General features: G+C 60.0%; 14 protein-coding genes. 7 read left to right on the top strand and 7 right to left on the bottom strand.

Going from position 1 to position 15313, the window contains the following annotated elements:
* Nucleotides 1-494 precede the first annotated feature (494 nt).
* The 6 genes from ACSQ83_RS10315 to ACSQ83_RS10290 all read right to left on the bottom strand — a co-directional run bounded on the left by ACSQ83_RS10315 (nucleotide 495) and on the right by ACSQ83_RS10290 (nucleotide 7604).
* Nucleotides 495-953: a RidA family protein gene (locus ACSQ83_RS10315; protein WP_436228050.1), complete on the bottom strand. Its 459-nt coding sequence runs from the start codon at nucleotides 951-953 to the stop codon at nucleotides 495-497.
* Nucleotides 943-1683 (bottom strand): DUF3726 domain-containing protein, encoded by a 741-nt coding sequence (locus tag ACSQ83_RS10310; protein WP_436228049.1) that lies wholly within the window; start codon nucleotides 1681-1683, stop codon nucleotides 943-945. The genes ACSQ83_RS10315 and ACSQ83_RS10310 overlap by 11 nt, the downstream gene beginning before the upstream one ends.
* A 1-nt stretch (nucleotide 1684) precedes the next feature.
* A complete protein-coding gene (locus tag ACSQ83_RS10305; RefSeq protein ID WP_436228048.1) occupies nucleotides 1685-3454 on the bottom strand; it encodes a hypothetical protein in 1770 nt (589 codons plus the stop codon).
* Nucleotides 3454-5010: a BCCT family transporter gene (locus tag ACSQ83_RS10300; protein ID WP_414951766.1), complete on the bottom strand. Its 1557-nt coding sequence runs from the start codon at nucleotides 5008-5010 to the stop codon at nucleotides 3454-3456. The genes ACSQ83_RS10305 and ACSQ83_RS10300 overlap by 1 nt, the downstream gene beginning before the upstream one ends.
* 100 nt (nucleotides 5011-5110) lie before the next feature.
* Nucleotides 5111-6145, bottom strand: coding sequence for a dipeptidase (locus ACSQ83_RS10295; protein ID WP_436228047.1), 1035 nt, complete (start codon nucleotides 6143-6145; stop codon nucleotides 5111-5113).
* A gap of 16 nt (nucleotides 6146-6161) precedes the next feature.
* A complete protein-coding gene (locus ACSQ83_RS10290; RefSeq protein ID WP_436228046.1) occupies nucleotides 6162-7604 on the bottom strand; it encodes an aldehyde dehydrogenase family protein in 1443 nt (480 codons plus the stop codon).
* Between the two features lie 102 nt (nucleotides 7605-7706).
* Here ACSQ83_RS10290 and ACSQ83_RS10285 point away from each other — a divergent pair, with 102 nt between their 5' ends.
* The 3 genes from ACSQ83_RS10285 to ACSQ83_RS10275 all read left to right on the top strand — a co-directional run bounded on the left by ACSQ83_RS10285 (nucleotide 7707) and on the right by ACSQ83_RS10275 (nucleotide 10282).
* Nucleotides 7707-8681 carry a LysR family transcriptional regulator gene (locus ACSQ83_RS10285; RefSeq protein WP_436228045.1) on the top strand — a complete coding sequence of 325 codons (975 nt, stop codon included), beginning with the start codon at nucleotides 7707-7709 and terminating at the stop codon, nucleotides 8679-8681.
* A 213-nt stretch (nucleotides 8682-8894) separates the two neighbouring features.
* Nucleotides 8895-9398 (top strand): polyhydroxyalkanoate granule-associated phasin, encoded by a 504-nt coding sequence (locus tag ACSQ83_RS10280; protein ID WP_414951762.1) that lies wholly within the window; start codon nucleotides 8895-8897, stop codon nucleotides 9396-9398.
* A 98-nt stretch (nucleotides 9399-9496) separates the two neighbouring features.
* On the top strand, nucleotides 9497-10282 hold the full coding sequence (locus ACSQ83_RS10275; RefSeq protein ID WP_436228044.1) for a class I SAM-dependent methyltransferase: 786 nt from the start codon (nucleotides 9497-9499) through the stop codon (nucleotides 10280-10282).
* Nucleotides 10283-10379: 97 nt separating this feature from the next.
* On the opposite strand, the gene ACSQ83_RS10270 is transcribed toward ACSQ83_RS10275, so the two are convergent.
* Nucleotides 10380-10688 carry a putative quinol monooxygenase gene (locus ACSQ83_RS10270; RefSeq protein ID WP_414951760.1) on the bottom strand — a complete coding sequence of 103 codons (309 nt, stop codon included), beginning with the start codon at nucleotides 10686-10688 and terminating at the stop codon, nucleotides 10380-10382.
* 242 nt (nucleotides 10689-10930) lie between these two features.
* On the opposite strand from ACSQ83_RS10270, the gene ACSQ83_RS10265 reads away from it, so the two are divergent.
* Genes ACSQ83_RS10265 through ACSQ83_RS10250 form a run of 4 tightly spaced genes read left to right on the top strand, consistent with a single transcriptional unit; the run spans nucleotide 10931 to nucleotide 15311 of the window.
* Nucleotides 10931-11683 carry a DUF3348 domain-containing protein gene (locus ACSQ83_RS10265; protein ID WP_436228043.1) on the top strand — a complete coding sequence of 251 codons (753 nt, stop codon included), beginning with the start codon at nucleotides 10931-10933 and terminating at the stop codon, nucleotides 11681-11683.
* A gap of 10 nt (nucleotides 11684-11693) precedes the next feature.
* Nucleotides 11694-14054: a DUF802 domain-containing protein gene (locus tag ACSQ83_RS10260; protein WP_436228042.1), complete on the top strand. Its 2361-nt coding sequence runs from the start codon at nucleotides 11694-11696 to the stop codon at nucleotides 14052-14054.
* Nucleotides 14051-14698: an OmpA family protein gene (locus ACSQ83_RS10255; RefSeq protein WP_414968347.1), complete on the top strand. Its 648-nt coding sequence runs from the start codon at nucleotides 14051-14053 to the stop codon at nucleotides 14696-14698. The genes ACSQ83_RS10260 and ACSQ83_RS10255 overlap by 4 nt, the downstream gene beginning before the upstream one ends.
* Nucleotides 14691-15311 carry a DUF2894 domain-containing protein gene (locus ACSQ83_RS10250; protein ID WP_436228041.1) on the top strand — a complete coding sequence of 207 codons (621 nt, stop codon included), beginning with the start codon at nucleotides 14691-14693 and terminating at the stop codon, nucleotides 15309-15311. The genes ACSQ83_RS10255 and ACSQ83_RS10250 overlap by 8 nt, the downstream gene beginning before the upstream one ends.
* Nucleotides 15312-15313 lie beyond the last annotated feature (2 nt).

Genomic DNA, 15313 nt, shown 5'->3' with positions numbered 1-15313 from the left:
TATGCGTTCTAAGCGTTATCGATAGGAATGCTGATCATATGGCTGGTACCTGACGCATTGAAATAGCCAGTTCATGCTCGCGCCCGCTTCGGCCGTTCGACATTGCGATCCGGATCACCGACAATCGCATATCTCACTCAACAACTTGAATGAGCTAAAAGAAATCTTTCTGCGCGCTGATTGGTGGCAATGCCGACATACCCAATGCTTTCCAATAACCTGAGTCCCCGCTTTCCTACCGCCAATCCATGCTTTCAACTTCGAGTGCCGCGCTGATGACGTTAGGTTGCGTTATCGTGCTGATCATGCCGGGCCCAACAAACACGTTGCTTGCTACCGCCGGTCTGAGGTGGGGTGTAAGGCGCTCGGTTCATCTGACTGGCGCTGAATTCGCTGGCTATTTCGTATCTATTTCAGGCTGGGGATATTTCCTTTCTCATGCAGCGACTTCGCTAGCCTGGCCGCCCACGCTCTTGCGCGTGGGCGGCGTTGCATTAAATGGCGCGGGCATCGCCTATACGGCGGGCTTTTTCGAGCGGCGGACACGCATACGCCACGATCTCAATCAACATCTCTTCCCGCGCCAATCCAGCGACAACAATCGACGCCCGGTTTGGAAACGGCGCTGAGAAATGCCCCCGGTACACCGCGTTGACAGCCGGCAACCACGTGCGATCCGTCACATAAATCAGGATCTGCGCGACATCGCGATGCGACGCTCCGGCCGCGCTCAGTGTCTGCCGCAAATTCTCAAACACCTGACGCGCCTGCTCGTCAATACCACCCGTTACAACGGCGCCATCTGGACCTATCGGTATCTGCGCTGTATAAAGCGTGCCGTTGCCGAGCACAGCCCATTCGAAGAGCTGCGTTGGACTTGCCGGCAGCCCGGTCTCGATTGCACGCACGTTGCTTGCAACAGTGGAATGCATATCGGTGGTATCAGAATCCATCGTCCGCGCCTCCCGCGCCGTGTGCTCGTGACGCCAGAGATTCCGGGACGAGCACCTTGCTCTTCCACGCGATCAGCCGGTCGATATGCGCAGCATCGACTTCAATCCCACGCCAAAGCGCGTCGCGATAACGCGCATCGAATTCCACTGCGTCGACGGCTCCGGCGACGTCTTGCTCTGGAACAGTAATCCCTTTGAATGTGGCCCCGTCCACTCCACACCACACCGTGATTTCCGACGACGTTTCGCTCGCACTTGCATTGAAACCCAGGTAGCGCGGATAGTTGTCGTGCCCGGACGTCGTGGCGAAATGCCGGCCCGCGTTGTCGCGCCACGATAGATCGAAGCGACGCCCGCGGGAGGACATCACCTTCAGGCCATACAGTGCCAGCCGTGGAGACAGCGCGTTGAATATTCTCACCGTACCCGTGCGCGCCTGCGTCGCCCTCGCCCACGCCAGTTCGAACGCAAGCAGGCAACCCGCTAGCCCGTTGCAAGAGGCCGTGTGTTCCGCGCTTGCGCCCTGCCTGGCCGAAAGCGCCGGTTCGACAACATATTCCTCCTGACGCGCGACACCCAGAAGTCTGTCAATCGCCTCCATGCCATCCAACCCAATCGCATGCAACCACACAGCCGCGTCCGCCGCGTCCTCATAATCGCCTTGCTCCCAGCCGCTGCCTTCCAGCGCGCTGCGGCATAGCGAATTCAATTCGTTGATTGCCATCTTCATGTCATGCACCTCCCCGTTCGTTGCCGCCCGGCACGCAGGGAAACGCCCAGTCATCGACCATGTCCGGCGACAGATCGTCGAGCGTCGGTGCTCCCTGATATAGCGTGACCCGAACCCACAGGTTCGACTTCGGATCGAACTTACTTGCACCGAACATCGAGAGCTTGGCGCGCATCAGGTCGATGGGCAGCATGTCCTGCGCGAGCAGGTTGTGACGGATTTCGCCGTAAGCACGCGATGCGAGCGTCTGGATTCGCCGCACAATGGCACGATATTCAGGGCACTCGGCGACAAACTCCGCGACTGTGCGAGCGTTGTCGTCCTGTGCCTTCAGCTTCGTGTGCAGCCGCCAGACCTGACACGCAATGTCCAGCGGCTGTTCCAGCTCAGCGCCCGCTTCGTGCGCACGCACGCCGAGTCTGGGCTCCTCCTTCTCGGCTGACCGGTACCAGAAGAAGTGGTCATCGTCACGTTGCCCGGCGGGCTGCTTCATCACCCATCCGTAGTCGCGTTCGACGAGCCGGAGCAACTCGCCCACCGACATGTCAGGATCAAGTGTCAACACGTCATCGACTGGCGTCGCGGTTTCGATGGAATCCACCAGACCCGGATAAAGCTCGATCAACACCGTCACGAGAATTTCCTGCGTTGCACAGGAGAGTTGCTCATCGGCCCACGCAAGCAACTTGCTCCAGCGAAACATGCTCTTCTGTTCGTAGGTGATCTCCAGTTCACGCGCGAGCTGCGGCAGCTCGCCGATAATGAGCGCATTGCGTGCTGCTTCCGGCGGATGGTCTGTATGAACCTGCGCCACGTGACGCCCCGCTCGCGCGATCAGTGCCATGGCGCGCTCGAATACGTCACGCTCGACCACTTCAACCGCAAGCACGCGCGCCAGCGCAGTTTCGCGTGCCCGTATCCACTGATCGACCTGTACCGGATGGCGCACAAGGAACGGCGCCATGCCAAGACCAGTTGCATTACCCACCCCGAGATAGCGGCGAAAGCTGTGCGCGAGCTTGACCGCTGTACGCGGATTCCGGCGTGACGCAACGTGTTCGACCAGCCGCACGCTGAAATCGCGCAGCACGAATACGGCACACATCTGTGCCGAAAAGCCCCGGTTGAATGCGTGGCTATCGACAAGCCTCGGATAATCCGCAATGCCGAACTTTCCGTTGCCGTACACCGCTGTCGTACGGATCAGATAACCGACCCGTTCAAATGCGGCAGGGTCCGGTTGCCTGCCCGCGGCAAGGCAGTCCGCAACGTAGCCGAAGTTGCGCACGCTCTTGTTCGCGCGGCACAGGACCAGGTCATTCGCACGCAGCCGTCCCGCTTCCTGCAACGGCACGTTGCCACGCAAATACTCAATATCGGCAGCACTTGGAACACCGCAAATCAACGCCGAAGTGATGTCCCACTTTTGCGCAATGACGCGGTCGGTACGCTCCGCGTCATCGAGGTATTGCGAGAAAATCACCTGGCTGTAGCGCTCGCCATACGCTTCGATGGTGTAGATGCAAACCCCGAATCCGTTGTCATCGAGATCCATGTTCGTGACACGGATACGCCAGTTGTCGTGCGCCATGCGCCGCACCAGTGAGCGCACGAAGCTCAGGCGCGTGCCGTGCATCGCGCCAAGACGTTCAGGACGATTCGTGATGTCCGGACTGCGTAACGGCGCGCAAGGAAAGGCCACTGCGCGCGCCGGCTCACCGGCTCCCTGCGCCCGCTGTTGTTCTTCATCCATGATCTCGTCGATTGTCATCAGTGCACCCCTTGCTCTGCGGCCATCGTGCGCGCTATGCGAACAGCGTCCCACAGCGAGGGCAGGATGATGATAGACACAGGCACCGCCGTAATGACAATGAACGACTGCAGTGCACTCACGCCGCCCGCGCCCATCGTGATCAGCACCGCGCCCACCAGACCCATGCCCACGGCCCAGAAAATCTTCAGCCAGTTTCCAGGCTCCCCACGATCCCCGGTCACCGCCATGGCGATGGTATAGGCCATGGAACCGCCGTTGGTCACCACCGAGAAGAAGCTGAGGAACAGGAACAGGGCGGAAATCAGGTTGCGTAGCGGCATGGCTTGAGCCACGCCCAGCAACAGCGCTTCAGGTTGCGTGCCGTGGCCGATCACCGCGCCCGGCGACTTCAGTTCAATGCCAATTCCCGTTCCGCCGACCAGCGTGAACCACAGCATGGTGATGATTGGTGCTGCGATTGACAGCAACACCACTACCTCCCGGATCGTACGGCCTCGCGAAACCTTCGCAACGTAGATCGCCATGATTGGCGCATAGCCGATGAACCAGCCCCAGTAGAAGAGCGTCCATGAATTGAGCCACTTGCCGTCGCCGCGATACATCGCTGTCTGCGCGAAATCGACGATATGCATAGCAAATGCCTTGAAGAAAACCGTGGTGAGAAACGCCGTCGGCCCGAACAGGTAGAGGAATGCAGCCAGCCCGAGCATCAGCCACACATGGATCTTGCAAACAAAGCGCAAGCCTTCGAGACCGGCGATACACGCCGCCGTAAAGATGGCGGTGACCGCCAGGATAACGAGCGCCTGCGTGGTGATAGTATCGGGCACGTTCCAGACGGAATGCAGCACATACGCGATCTGCAAACCGAGAAAACCGATCGGTCCAATCGTGCCGGCGGCAACCGCGATGATCGACGTTGCATCGGCAATGGCCGCGATCGGTCCTTTGAGCGCACGTTCGCCAAACAGCGGATACAACAAGGTGCGCGGCGCAAGCGGCAAGCCCTTGTCGTAATGCAAATGCATCAACACAATGCTCAGCAGGCTACCCAGTACCGCCCATGCGAGAAAGCCCCAGTGCAGGAACGATTGCGAGAGCGCCGCAACGCCTGCCGCATACGTCTTGCCCTCTACTCCATAGAAAGGCGGCGGATTGACGAAATGCATCAAAGGCTCGGCCGCCGCCCAGAACGCGCCGCCGCCGGCCAGCAACGCACACATGATGATGACCACCCAGTTGAAGGTCGAGTTGGATGGAACTTGTCCGATGCCGCCCAGTTTCACACGTCCGAGCTTGGAGAACGCAATGCCGAGGCTGACCGAAAAGGTAGCGAGCATCAGCACTTGCCAGTAGAGTCCGAAGCCTCTTGTGGCCCATCCGAATGCGGTGTCGACAACTGATGATAGCCAGCCCAGATTGACCAGCGCCGCGATCAGGAACAGCAGGAAAAATCCACCGCTGATCCAGAAAATGGGCCAGTCGATGCCCCCTTTGCGATGCTCCGATGCTGGGCGATTGGCTGCGATGCTCGGCGTAGTTGGAATTTCCATGTCTCCTCCGGGAGGATAAGTTGTTGAGGCGCCAGGTCCAATTCGTCGTTGGTTCAAGGTGGCGTCGAGTGATTTTTTTCAGGGCTACGTAGCGAGATGGTTAACTCACGACGGACTCACCCGCCGCTGCCGGCGCGTGCCGGTCACGGCTGTTCTCTGCATCGCGCAAAATTCTTATCCAGTTGCCGCCCATGATCTTGGCAACGTCGGCTTCGGAAAAACCTGCCTTGTCCAGCGCGGAGGTCAAGTTCGGAAAGTCTGCGCTGGATCGGAACCAGTTCACGGGTTCAGGCCATGCCGCATTGTTCGCGCTTCCTTCGCCGAAATCCGTCTCCTTGCTCCAGCGGCCGTTGCGCATCCACTCAAGCACGCTGTACGGTTGCCCTTGGCACAGGTCGCTGCCAATGCCAACGTGATCAACGCCGAGCAGATCGACCGTGCGCGCCACCATGTCGGTAAATTCTCCGGGCGTGCAGCGGCTGCCGTTTCTCAAATGGAACGGATAGAGACTGAAACCAACCAGACCGCCGCGTGCCGCCAACGCACGCAATACACCGTCCGATTTGTTGCGTTTGGCTTCGTGAAAAAAGCTCGGATTGGCGTGGCTGATCACGATCGGCTGGTTCGAGATGTCGATAGCCTCCAATGTCGAGCGCTCGGCGCTATGCGACATGTCCACGACCATTCCGACCCGGTTCATTTCCTTGATCACCACCCGGCCAAACCGCGTGATTCCACTGTCAGACAATTCATAGCAACCGGTCGCAAGCGGACTCTGGTTGTTGTACGTCAGTTGCATGGTGCGCACGCCGAGATCGCGGAAGACCTCGACGAGGCCAATGTCGTCTTCAATCGGCGAACAGTTTTGTATTCCGTACAGAATCGCAATCTTGCCGATACTTTTTGCGCGCAACACGTCGTCCATCGTGCGAGCCGGCATGACAAGATCGCCGTGCTGTTCGTAAAGCGCGTTCCACCCGGCAATGCGCGACAGTGTTTCGCGCGCGTTCTCCCAGTAGACGATGGTCGCGTTGACAGCACTAACCCCGCCGGCGCGCATCTCTTCGAAGATCTGCAGGTTCCAGTTCGAGTACTGCGTGCCGTCGACGACAAGCAAGGAGCTATGCAAGGTCATGAAGTGTCTCCAGCCGTCAGGCGCGTGTGTAAGAAGTCTTCAGCGTCGTATAGAACTCAGCCGCATTGGGGCCCTGCTCACGCGGACCGTAACTTGATGATTTGCGGCCGCCGAACGGCACGTGATAGTCGGTTCCCGCAGTCGGCAAATTCACCATCACGCATCCGGCCTGCGCATGGCGGCGGAAATGCGTGGCGTGCTTGAGCGATTGAGTGACGACTCCCGCAGTCAGACCAAACTCTGTGTCGTTCGAAACGGCCAGCGCTTCGTCGTAGTCGCGCACGGGTATCACGCAGGCGATCGGGCCGAACACTTCGTCACGATTGAGCTGCATGTCGTTGCGGCCCTCGTCGAACAGAGCCGGCGACATGCAATACGCGCGTTCAGGCTGCGCAAGATGCTCGCCGCCGATCACGAGCCGCGCGCCTTCGCGCTTGCCGATCTCGATGTACTGAAGATTCTGGTCGAGCTGGCGTCCATCGACGACCGGACCCATCTGCACGCCGTCATCCAGCGCGCGTCCCACCTTCACGCTGCGCAGTTTTGCGGTAAGCCGTTCGACGAACGTCCGGTGCACGGCGTGCGTCACGATCAGCCGCGACGAGGCCGTACACTTTTGCCCCGTGCCGGAATACGCCCCCTGGAACGCGCATCCGACGGCGAGGTCGATGTCCGCATCGTCAAGTACGACAAGCGCGTTCTTGCTGCCCATTTCCATCTGCAACTTGATCAGGTTCGGCGCAGCGACGGCCGCGATTCGCCGGCCTGTGTCGACCGATCCGGTAAATGAAATTCCGTTGACTGAGCGCGACGCCGCCAGCGCGTTGCCGACCGATGCGCCAGCGCCCATCAACAGGTTGAAGGTGCCTGCCGGCAACGCCTGGCGGCTGATGATTTCGGTGAGCGCCCACGCACTGCCGGGCGTCAGGTTCGCAGGCTTGAACAGCACGGCATTACCGAACGCGAGGGCGGGCGCGATTTTCCAGCTGGCGGTGGCCATCGGGAAATTCCAGGGCGTAATGACGCCGATAACGCCGATCGGTTCACGCTGGATATCGATCTCGATACCCGGGCGCACGGAATCCGCTTTGCCGCCCAATTGCCGAAGGACTTCAGCCGCGAAGTAGTGAAAAAACTGGCCCGAGCGATAAACCTCGCCCACACCTTCCGCCAGCGTCTTCCCCTCTTCCCGCGCCAACTCCCGTCCAAGTTCCTGGCTACGGGCGATCAGTTCATCGCCAATGGCGCGCAGCACGTCGTGCCGCTTTTCGAGTCCGGTCGCGGCCCAAACCGGTTCCGCGATGGCCGCAGCGGTTATGGCGCCCTGCACTTGGGCGCTGGTCGCCTGCGCGTAGCGGCCAATCAGGTCGTCCGTGTCCGAGGGATTGCGGTTCTCAACAACTGTCTCGCCGGCTACCCATCTGCCGTCCATCCAGTTCAAAAAAGTCTGCGAATTCATATCGGTCTCAATGCGTTTGACATGTGACCGATTCTAGGAATATGCGTAAAATAATCAAAACCAATTACGTTAATTAAGTTATTTGGAAAACTTATTCCCGCTATGGATCGTTTCCCCGATGTGAAGATCGCGCAGTTGCGGCATTTCGTATCCGTCATCGAGCATGGCGGCTTCAAGGCTGCCGCAAAGGCCGTATTTCGCAGCCAGCCGGCTTTATCGCTGTCAATGAAGGAGCTGGAAACCGCGCTCGGCGCTCCACTATTCGAAAAGGGCAGCCATGCGACGCCAACGCCTTTTGGGTCGACGTTTTATGGCGAAGCGAGGAAACTCGTGGAACATTACGAGCGCACGCTTTCAGCCGCAATCGATGTCGCGCGTGTACGCGGCGGCAGCGTGCGGCTCGCCGCCGTGCCGTCGATCGCGCACGAAATACTGCCGCGCGCGATCAGCCGGTTCACCGCGCGCTATCCCGGCATCCAGCTTCACGTGGAGGACGGCACCGCCGCGTATATCCACGAGCGTGTACGCTCCGGCGCAATCGATTTTGGCATCGCGGGCGAGCCCGAGCAGGAATCCGAGCTGAGTTTTACGCCGCTGATCGCGGACGTCATGTGCGTGGTCGTGAACTCCGGACATGCGCTTTTCAGGCATCGGCATGTTGAATGGAGCGACCTGTCGGGATACCGGATGATCGACAGCGGCACGCTTCGCGCCTTGCCGCCAGAAGTGCGTGAAGCGGCGGCCGTACAGGACGAGATCTTTATCGCCAATACCACCACGCTGCTTGCCGCTGTGGAGGGAGGCGTGGGGCTTACCGTGCTGCCCTACCTCGCGAAACAGCGTTACCGCGACGCGCTGCGGTTCATTCCAATTGACGCGCCTCGGATCGAGCGTACGGTGGGATTCGTGGAGCTTGCAGGAAGATCGCTCAGCCCGGCATCGGATGCATTGCGAGCAAGCTTCGTTGAAGACGTAAATGAAACCCGCTTCCCGGAACTCGTGCGGCGCTTGCTTCCGGATCAAACATCGGTTGCTGTGAAAGAAGACGGACGCGTCAATCCTGTTCGTCGCCCATGATTGGCTTCCTGCCAAGAACCAGCCCTCAGTTTCAAATGACTTGTTGCGATGCAGCATTTATCGGCCTATGCTCTGGACAAGCCGGACATTTATCGCGCACTCAAGCGACCCGCATCAATTTCCCGCAGCGGACACATCCCTGACTTAATTCGCACCCTTCTTTTCGTTACGATTGATACCTTTATTAGGTATCCGTAGCAGATGGTCTAATCCGTGGAGCACTTCATGACTTCCGCCACATTCTCGCCGTCTCTCGGTGAGCTTTCGACCAACTGGTTGCGCCTTTTTACCGACACCTGCGAAATGCTCAGCGCGACCACCCAAGTCGTTAAAGTTCGCACCACCCGCATGGCGATGGCCGGCCCATTGCCCAATGAACGCGACCGGGTTGAGTTCAGCCTGATGAGCCGGGAAAAGAGCGAGGCTGCATCTGAATCGATTCAGGCGATGGGTTCAGGATTGGTGAGCCTGGGTATGACACTGGCAATGGACACCAGCAAACATATCTGGGCCGCGTCGGAAGCGGCGTCGGCCCTGGCGTCAAGCCGATCCGCCACGCAATGGATTGAATGCCAGGCAGCGCTGCTGAAGATCGCGGCAACCTCTCCGGCCGATCCTTTGCAATTGGCCAGTTCAACCACTCGTGTAGTCCGGGAAAGCCTTGCACCCATTCACGAGCGTGCAACGGCGAATGCAAAACGTCTGGGTGCGCTTTGACAGTCACCGAGTCAAGGCCGCCACTTCGTCGAGACTATCAGCCGTTGCGCACTCACAGTGTGGACAGTGCCTCGAAGGTCCCGTGCAAACTGAACGGCGTGTCGGAAACAACGCTGTGGACGCTTTACGATCGTGCATGTGAAGCCCGCCGCGCTGACGGCATTCTCACCGACCCGCACGGCGTGCGTATCTGCGATGCCATCGATTACGATTTCGAGCGTCATTTTGGAGAACCTGTTGGTTCGTTTGCCGCGCGGGCAGCACAAATCGACCAATTGTTGAAGCAATGGCTCGAACGCCATCCGGATGGCATGATTGTGTCCCTTGGCGAAGGCCTCGAAACGCAGGCTCATCGGGTGGACAACGGCGAGATGCGCTGGCTCACCGTCGATTTGCCGGCTGTGATCGCGTTGCGTGAGCACTTTTTGCCTTCGTCCGAACGCATGCGCCATGTTGCTGCAAGCGTGTTCGAGCCGGGCTGGATTGAACAGATCGAGCCGGGTCCCGATGTATTCATCGTGGTTCAAGGCCTGTTCATGTATCTGGACCCTGAAGCCGTGCGCCGCTTGTTTATCAAGATCGTCGATCATTTCCCCGGTGCTGAAATCGTGTTCGATGCCATTCCACGATGGTTCTCCCAGTTGACCCGGTGGGGCGTCATGCAAACGCCGCACTATCGGCTGCCGCCCATGCCGTGGGGTATCAATAGCGATGAAATAGCAGCATGCCTGCGCAGTTGGTCGTCACGCATCGCGGCATTGAGTGTGCTTGAATACGGTGCGCCCCGTGGTTGGCCAAAGCTGACGGAAGACCTGCTTCGTATGAATCCGCTGACTAAAGACCATTTACCTTATCTGGTCCATGCCAAGGTCAAGAATTACTGACCAAGTACCGGTTGGCGATTAGCGAAACACACTCTCAAGCAGCAGCTCATGCGCAAAGCTGCCAAATAAGCCGCTAAAGCGCATGTGAACCCGTGCTTTAGCAGACTTGCAGCACATTAATCACGCGGCTGGCGAGCAACGCCTTGGTGTTGCGCCCGTATTCAGCCATATGCGCGGAGGCGCCATGCGCCTTCAATGCATCGGCACCTTCCCAGCGTTCGATCACGGCAAACGTGTCATTACCCAGCGGTGTCTGAATTCCACCGAAGTCGGGTACATCGATGACCGCTTCATAGCTGATGCATCCCTTTTCCGCCAGCACCGCCGGACGGTTCTTGTGAAATAAAGCGAGGACGGCATCGCGTGAACCGGGTAATGCAGTGATCGTGGCAATGACGTGAATCATCCGGACATCTCCTTTCGTGGTTTGGCATGGATTGCCGCTCATAATCATAGCCGCGTCGGGCTGGAGATGCTGCGGGCGCCGCGTTAACGGCAGATCCCTGGAAATGTCGGGCCCGGCATTCCGGTACCGTACACAGCATGACAAACACCCTAAAATCCCACCCTCGCGCACCCAGCTTTTCGCAACACGGCGGCCACCATCCCGTCCGCGTGTAAACTAGCGAACTTTTTGACTCTGGTGGTATGGTGCAAGCCCCTCAGCGCACAGCTTTCAGCGGCTCGACGCTCATTCGCCTACTGGCTCGCCTAGCGGATGTCGAAGTTACCGAATCCAGACAAGCGCTCTCGGACCGGCTGAGCCAATGGATCCATTGGACAGACGCCATCGCGCTGTCCACGGCGCTCAACGGCAATCCGCCTTCCGCGACCCCCGGTGCGCAAGCCATTGGCAGCGCGGAGGAGACCGAGTGCGCTCGCGTGCGCGGTGCGCTGGCGAATGCCATCACCGGCGGTGGCGGGTCTGCCGCCGCCAGGCGGTACGGGTCGGTGCAATCGTCCTCGCACACAGTACCCGTGGACGATGCTATCGACTATCCGGCTTTTCGTCAGACGTATCTGTCCATGCAGCAAACGATGGAGACGGGTATCGGCAGTCTGCGCGCTCGCCTGCGGATAAAACTGGCCGCAAGGACGCCCGCCATGATCCGGCTTGCGGAAGTCGATGCCGTCATGGAGCGCGCGCTAAGTCCGCGAGAGCGGAGTTTGCTCGCCACAGTGCCCGGGTTGCTCGGCGGGCACTTCGAGCGCTTACGCAAGGCCGAGCGGGAAATACTGGCCGATGCCAGCGCGTCCCAAGCCCCGGAGGACGCCCCGGCAATCAAGCCGGGCGCGTGGCTGAACGCGTTCCGCAAAGATATGCAGAGCGTGCTGCTGGCCGAACTGGATCTTCGTTTTCAACCGGTCGAAGGGTTGCTCGCGGCTCTTCGCACCAGCTAACTGGGACGCTATGTCCAGATATCTGAATCTTGTCGTTTTTTTGGTCGGTCTGGCCGCTGTGTGCCGGATTGGAGCGGGCTACATCGGCTCGAACCCGCTGGCGCTGGCCGTCACTTTATTGATCGGCGCCTGCTATCTGGCCGGCGCGCTGGAGTTGCGACGCTACAGCCAGGCCACGTCCACGTTGACGCTTGCCGTAGCGGATCTGTCCGGACCGCCGCCCGGCTTGGGCGCGTGGCTCGACCGGCTGCATCCCAGCTTGCGCAATGCGGTGCGCCTGCGCATCGAGGGCGAGCGTGTAGCCTTGCCCGGCCCGGCGCTTGCGTCTTACCTGGTCGGCTTGCTCGTGTTGCTGGGCATGCTGGGCACGCTCCTGGGCATGGTGGCGACCCTGAGGGGCACAGGCATGGCGCTGGAAAGCGCGACGGACCTGCAGGCTATCCGCGACTCGCTGGCAGCACCTGTCAGAGGGTTGGGATTTGCGTTCGGCACTTCGATTGCAGGCGTGGCCACCTCCGCCATGCTCGGGCTGCTTTCCGCACTGTGCCGGCGTGAGCGTATCGATGCCGGGCAGATGCTCGACGTAAAGATCGCGACCACGTTACGCATTTACTCGCAGACCCATCAGCGCGAGGAAACCTTCAAGCTCCTGCAGCGGCAAGCCGAGGGGATGCCTGAACTCGTCAACCGGCTGCAGATGATGATGGCGACCATCGAGCAACAGAACCTCGCCGTCAACGCGCGGCAGATCGCCAGCCAGGATGCCTTCCATGTGAACACCGAAGCGACCTACGCACGGCTGGCTTCATCGGTGGAACGGTCGTTGAAGGAGAGCGTCGCCGACAGCACGCGCGCCGCCGGTGCAGCGCTGCAGCCAGTCATGGAGGCCACGATGGCGGGCCTCGCCCGTGAGACGGCTTCGTTGCATGCAACGGTCGCCCATGCCGTGCAGCAGCAACTGGACGGGCTGACAAACGGCTTCGAGGCGAGCACCACGACCGTAGCCGGTATCTGGAATCAGGCGCTAGAGGGACATCAGCGATCAAGCGAAGCGCTGGTCCAGCAACTGCGGACATCGCTGGATCAATTCACCGGCACCTTCGAGCAACGTTCAGCTGGGCTGCTCGACGGCGTTTCCGCGCGTCTGGACGCCACGGCCGGCAATGTGTCCGCGGCGTGGAACGAAGCGCTGTCGCGGCAAGAACTCGCCGGCGAAAAGCTGGCGAATCACAACCAGCAGGCGCTTGCTGCGGCCGCAGCGACCTTCGAACAGCATTCGGCTTCGCTGTTGCGCACGATTGAACAATCGCAGGTGGATCTACAAGGCGAACTCGTATCACGCGACGAGGAGCGGCTCGCCGTCTGGACCGAGACGCTCGGCTCCATGGCCTCTACGCTGAGCCGCGAGTGGGATCAGGCGGGCACGCGCACCGCGACCCGGCAACAGGAAATGTGCGACACGCTGGCGCAAACCGCACGCGATATTTCGGCTCAAACACAGGCGCACGCCAGCAACACGATCGCCGAAATCGACCGGCTCGTGCAAGCAGCATCGGAAGCGCCCAAGGCCGCGGCAAACCTGCAGGCGGAACTGGCATCGCGGGACCTGCAACGGCTGGCAGCCTGGACCGAGACGCTCGGTTCGATGGCCGCCACGCTCAGCCGTGAATGGGAGCAGGTTGGCACGCGCACCGCGAGCCGGCAGCAGGAGATTTGCGACACGCTGGAACAGACTGCGCGCGAACTATCCGCCCAGACGCAAGCGCATACCAGCAGCACGATCTCCGAAATCGAACGGCTCGTGCAAGCGGCATCGGAAGCACCCAAGGCTGCGGCTGAAGTCGTGGCCGAACTGCGCCAGAAGCTCTCCGACAGCATGGTCCGCGATACCGCGATGCTCGAGGAACGCAGCCGTCTCCTGGCCACGCTGGAAACCCTGCTCGACGCCGTGAACCATGCGTCTACCGAGCAGCGTTCAGCCGTTGACGCGCTGGTCTCGACATCGGCGGGTTTGCTGGAACGTGTAGGCACTCAGTTCGCCGACAAGGTTGAGGCCGAAACCGGCAAGCTCGGCGCCGCTGCCGCGCAGGTCACGGGCAGCGCGGTCGAAGTGGCGAGCCTGGGCGAAGCATTCGGCATGGCCGTACAGGTCTTCGGCGATTCGAATGAAAAGCTCGTGACTCATCTGCAGCGTATTGAAGTCGCGCTGGACAAGTCACTCGCGCGCAGCGACGAACAGCTTGCTTATTACGTGGCGCAGGCTCGGGAAGTGATCGACTTGAGCATGATGTCGCAGAAGCAGATTGTGGAAGACATGCAGCGGCTCGGGGGCCGGCGTGCGTCTGCCGGAGATGGAGCCGTGGTCGAATGAGCGAGGATATCGACGGCGGCGTGGAGACGACCGCGCCAATATGGCCCGTCTTCGCCGATTTGATGTCAGTGCTGCTGGGCGCCTTCATGCTGATCATGGTGGGTGTCATTGGCGTGCAACTGGAGTTGTCTTCCAAGCTTGAACACGAGGTCAAGCAGCGGCAGCTGGAAACCCAACGCCGCAAGACTTTGGAGCAGGCGCTCGCCGGGCCGCTGGCAGCCGGCCGGGTGACGCTGGTCAACGGGCGTATTGGCATCAACGGCAGCGTGCTGTTCGCGCTCAACTCCGATCAATTGCAGCCCGAAGGCCGGGATGTGCTGAAAAGTCTGGCTGGCCCGTTGACTGCTTATCTGCAGGCCAACGACCAGATCCTGATGGTAAGCGGTTTTACCGATGACCGGCAATTGCGTGAGGGTAACCGTCGTTTTGCCGATAACTGGGAACTGTCGGCTCAGCGCGCGTTGACCGTAACCCGTGCGTTGATTGATACGGGCGTGCCCTCCTCCTCGGTATTCGCGGCCGCATTCGGTTCGCAACAGCCCGTGAACTCGAATGCCGACAACGAAGGACGGGCAAAGAACCGGCGAGTGGAAATAGCGCCTGTCCCAAGGCCGTCGAGCGCAACGGTGAAGTCCGGTGAATAGCGACGTTAGGGCAGTAGAGAGCGGATTCCGTGCGACGCTCGATGCATGGCGCGAGCACGGCGCCGATCGGCTGGATCCTATTCGATTTCATTTTATGGAAGCGCTCGATCGGCGAGCGGCGAGCCATAGCGGCGAGGCGCGACGCATTCTGGATGCTAAGCTATCCAGATTAATTGAAAAATATGCCGGCGATCTGGAAAACGCCGAGTTAGTAACCTCTGATGTTGACAAGTCCGCTAGTAACTCGCTGGCCGGCCTGGTTGAGTATGTGAGCCGCAGTGCGGCGGCGAATGCTGACGGCCGCTCCTCTTATCCAGACATGGAGATGCTCGAGTACTTCAGGAAAACCTGGACCCAGCTCAGTACCGAGAGACAATTTCGACAGTCGCTTGCGCAAGTCCCCGGCAATGCCGGTCCGCTCAATTCGAGTAGCCTCGTGCATCGTTCGCTCTCGCTGATGCGCGAATTGTCGCCAGGGTATCTGCAGCAGTTCATGTCGTACATCGACGCTTTGTCCTGGATGGAGCAGATGAACGGCGGCAGCGCCGTGCCGGAAAAAGAAGCGCCTCGCGCTGGAAGCCCGCGGAAAAATACGCGCAGCAAACCACGCTAATC

Origin of the sequence: Caballeronia sp. LjRoot29 (assembly GCF_964252755.1) — a bacterium.
In the GTDB taxonomy this organism is placed as follows: Bacteria; Pseudomonadota; Gammaproteobacteria; order Burkholderiales; family Burkholderiaceae; genus Caballeronia.
The sequence above is the reverse complement of the archived record's forward strand: the minus strand, read 5'-3'. Positions and strand labels throughout refer to the sequence as shown.

Excerpts from the sequence above, each read along its gene's own strand:
- ACSQ83_RS10260 (WP_436228042.1), top strand. The coding sequence starts at position 11,694 with ATGTCCAGATATCTGAATCTTGTCGTTTTTTTGGTCGGTCTGGCCGCT.
- ACSQ83_RS10290 (WP_436228046.1), bottom strand. The coding sequence starts at position 7,604 with ATGAATTCGCAGACTTTTTTGAACTGGATGGACGGCAGATGGGTAGCC.
- ACSQ83_RS10255 (WP_414968347.1), top strand. The coding sequence starts at position 14,051 with ATGAGCGAGGATATCGACGGCGGCGTGGAGACGACCGCGCCAATATGG.
- ACSQ83_RS10295 (WP_436228047.1), bottom strand. The coding sequence starts at position 6,145 with ATGACCTTGCATAGCTCCTTGCTTGTCGTCGACGGCACGCAGTACTCG.
- ACSQ83_RS10265 (WP_436228043.1), top strand. The coding sequence starts at position 10,931 with ATGGTGCAAGCCCCTCAGCGCACAGCTTTCAGCGGCTCGACGCTCATT.
- ACSQ83_RS10270 (WP_414951760.1), bottom strand. The coding sequence starts at position 10,688 with ATGATTCACGTCATTGCCACGATCACTGCATTACCCGGTTCACGCGAT.
- ACSQ83_RS10310 (WP_436228049.1), bottom strand. The coding sequence starts at position 1,683 with ATGAAGATGGCAATCAACGAATTGAATTCGCTATGCCGCAGCGCGCTG.
- ACSQ83_RS10305 (WP_436228048.1), bottom strand. The coding sequence starts at position 3,454 with ATGACAATCGACGAGATCATGGATGAAGAACAACAGCGGGCGCAGGGA.
- ACSQ83_RS10300 (WP_414951766.1), bottom strand. The coding sequence starts at position 5,010 with ATGGAAATTCCAACTACGCCGAGCATCGCAGCCAATCGCCCAGCATCG.
- ACSQ83_RS10315 (WP_436228050.1), bottom strand. The coding sequence starts at position 953 with ATGGATTCTGATACCACCGATATGCATTCCACTGTTGCAAGCAACGTG.
- ACSQ83_RS10285 (WP_436228045.1), top strand. The coding sequence starts at position 7,707 with ATGGATCGTTTCCCCGATGTGAAGATCGCGCAGTTGCGGCATTTCGTA.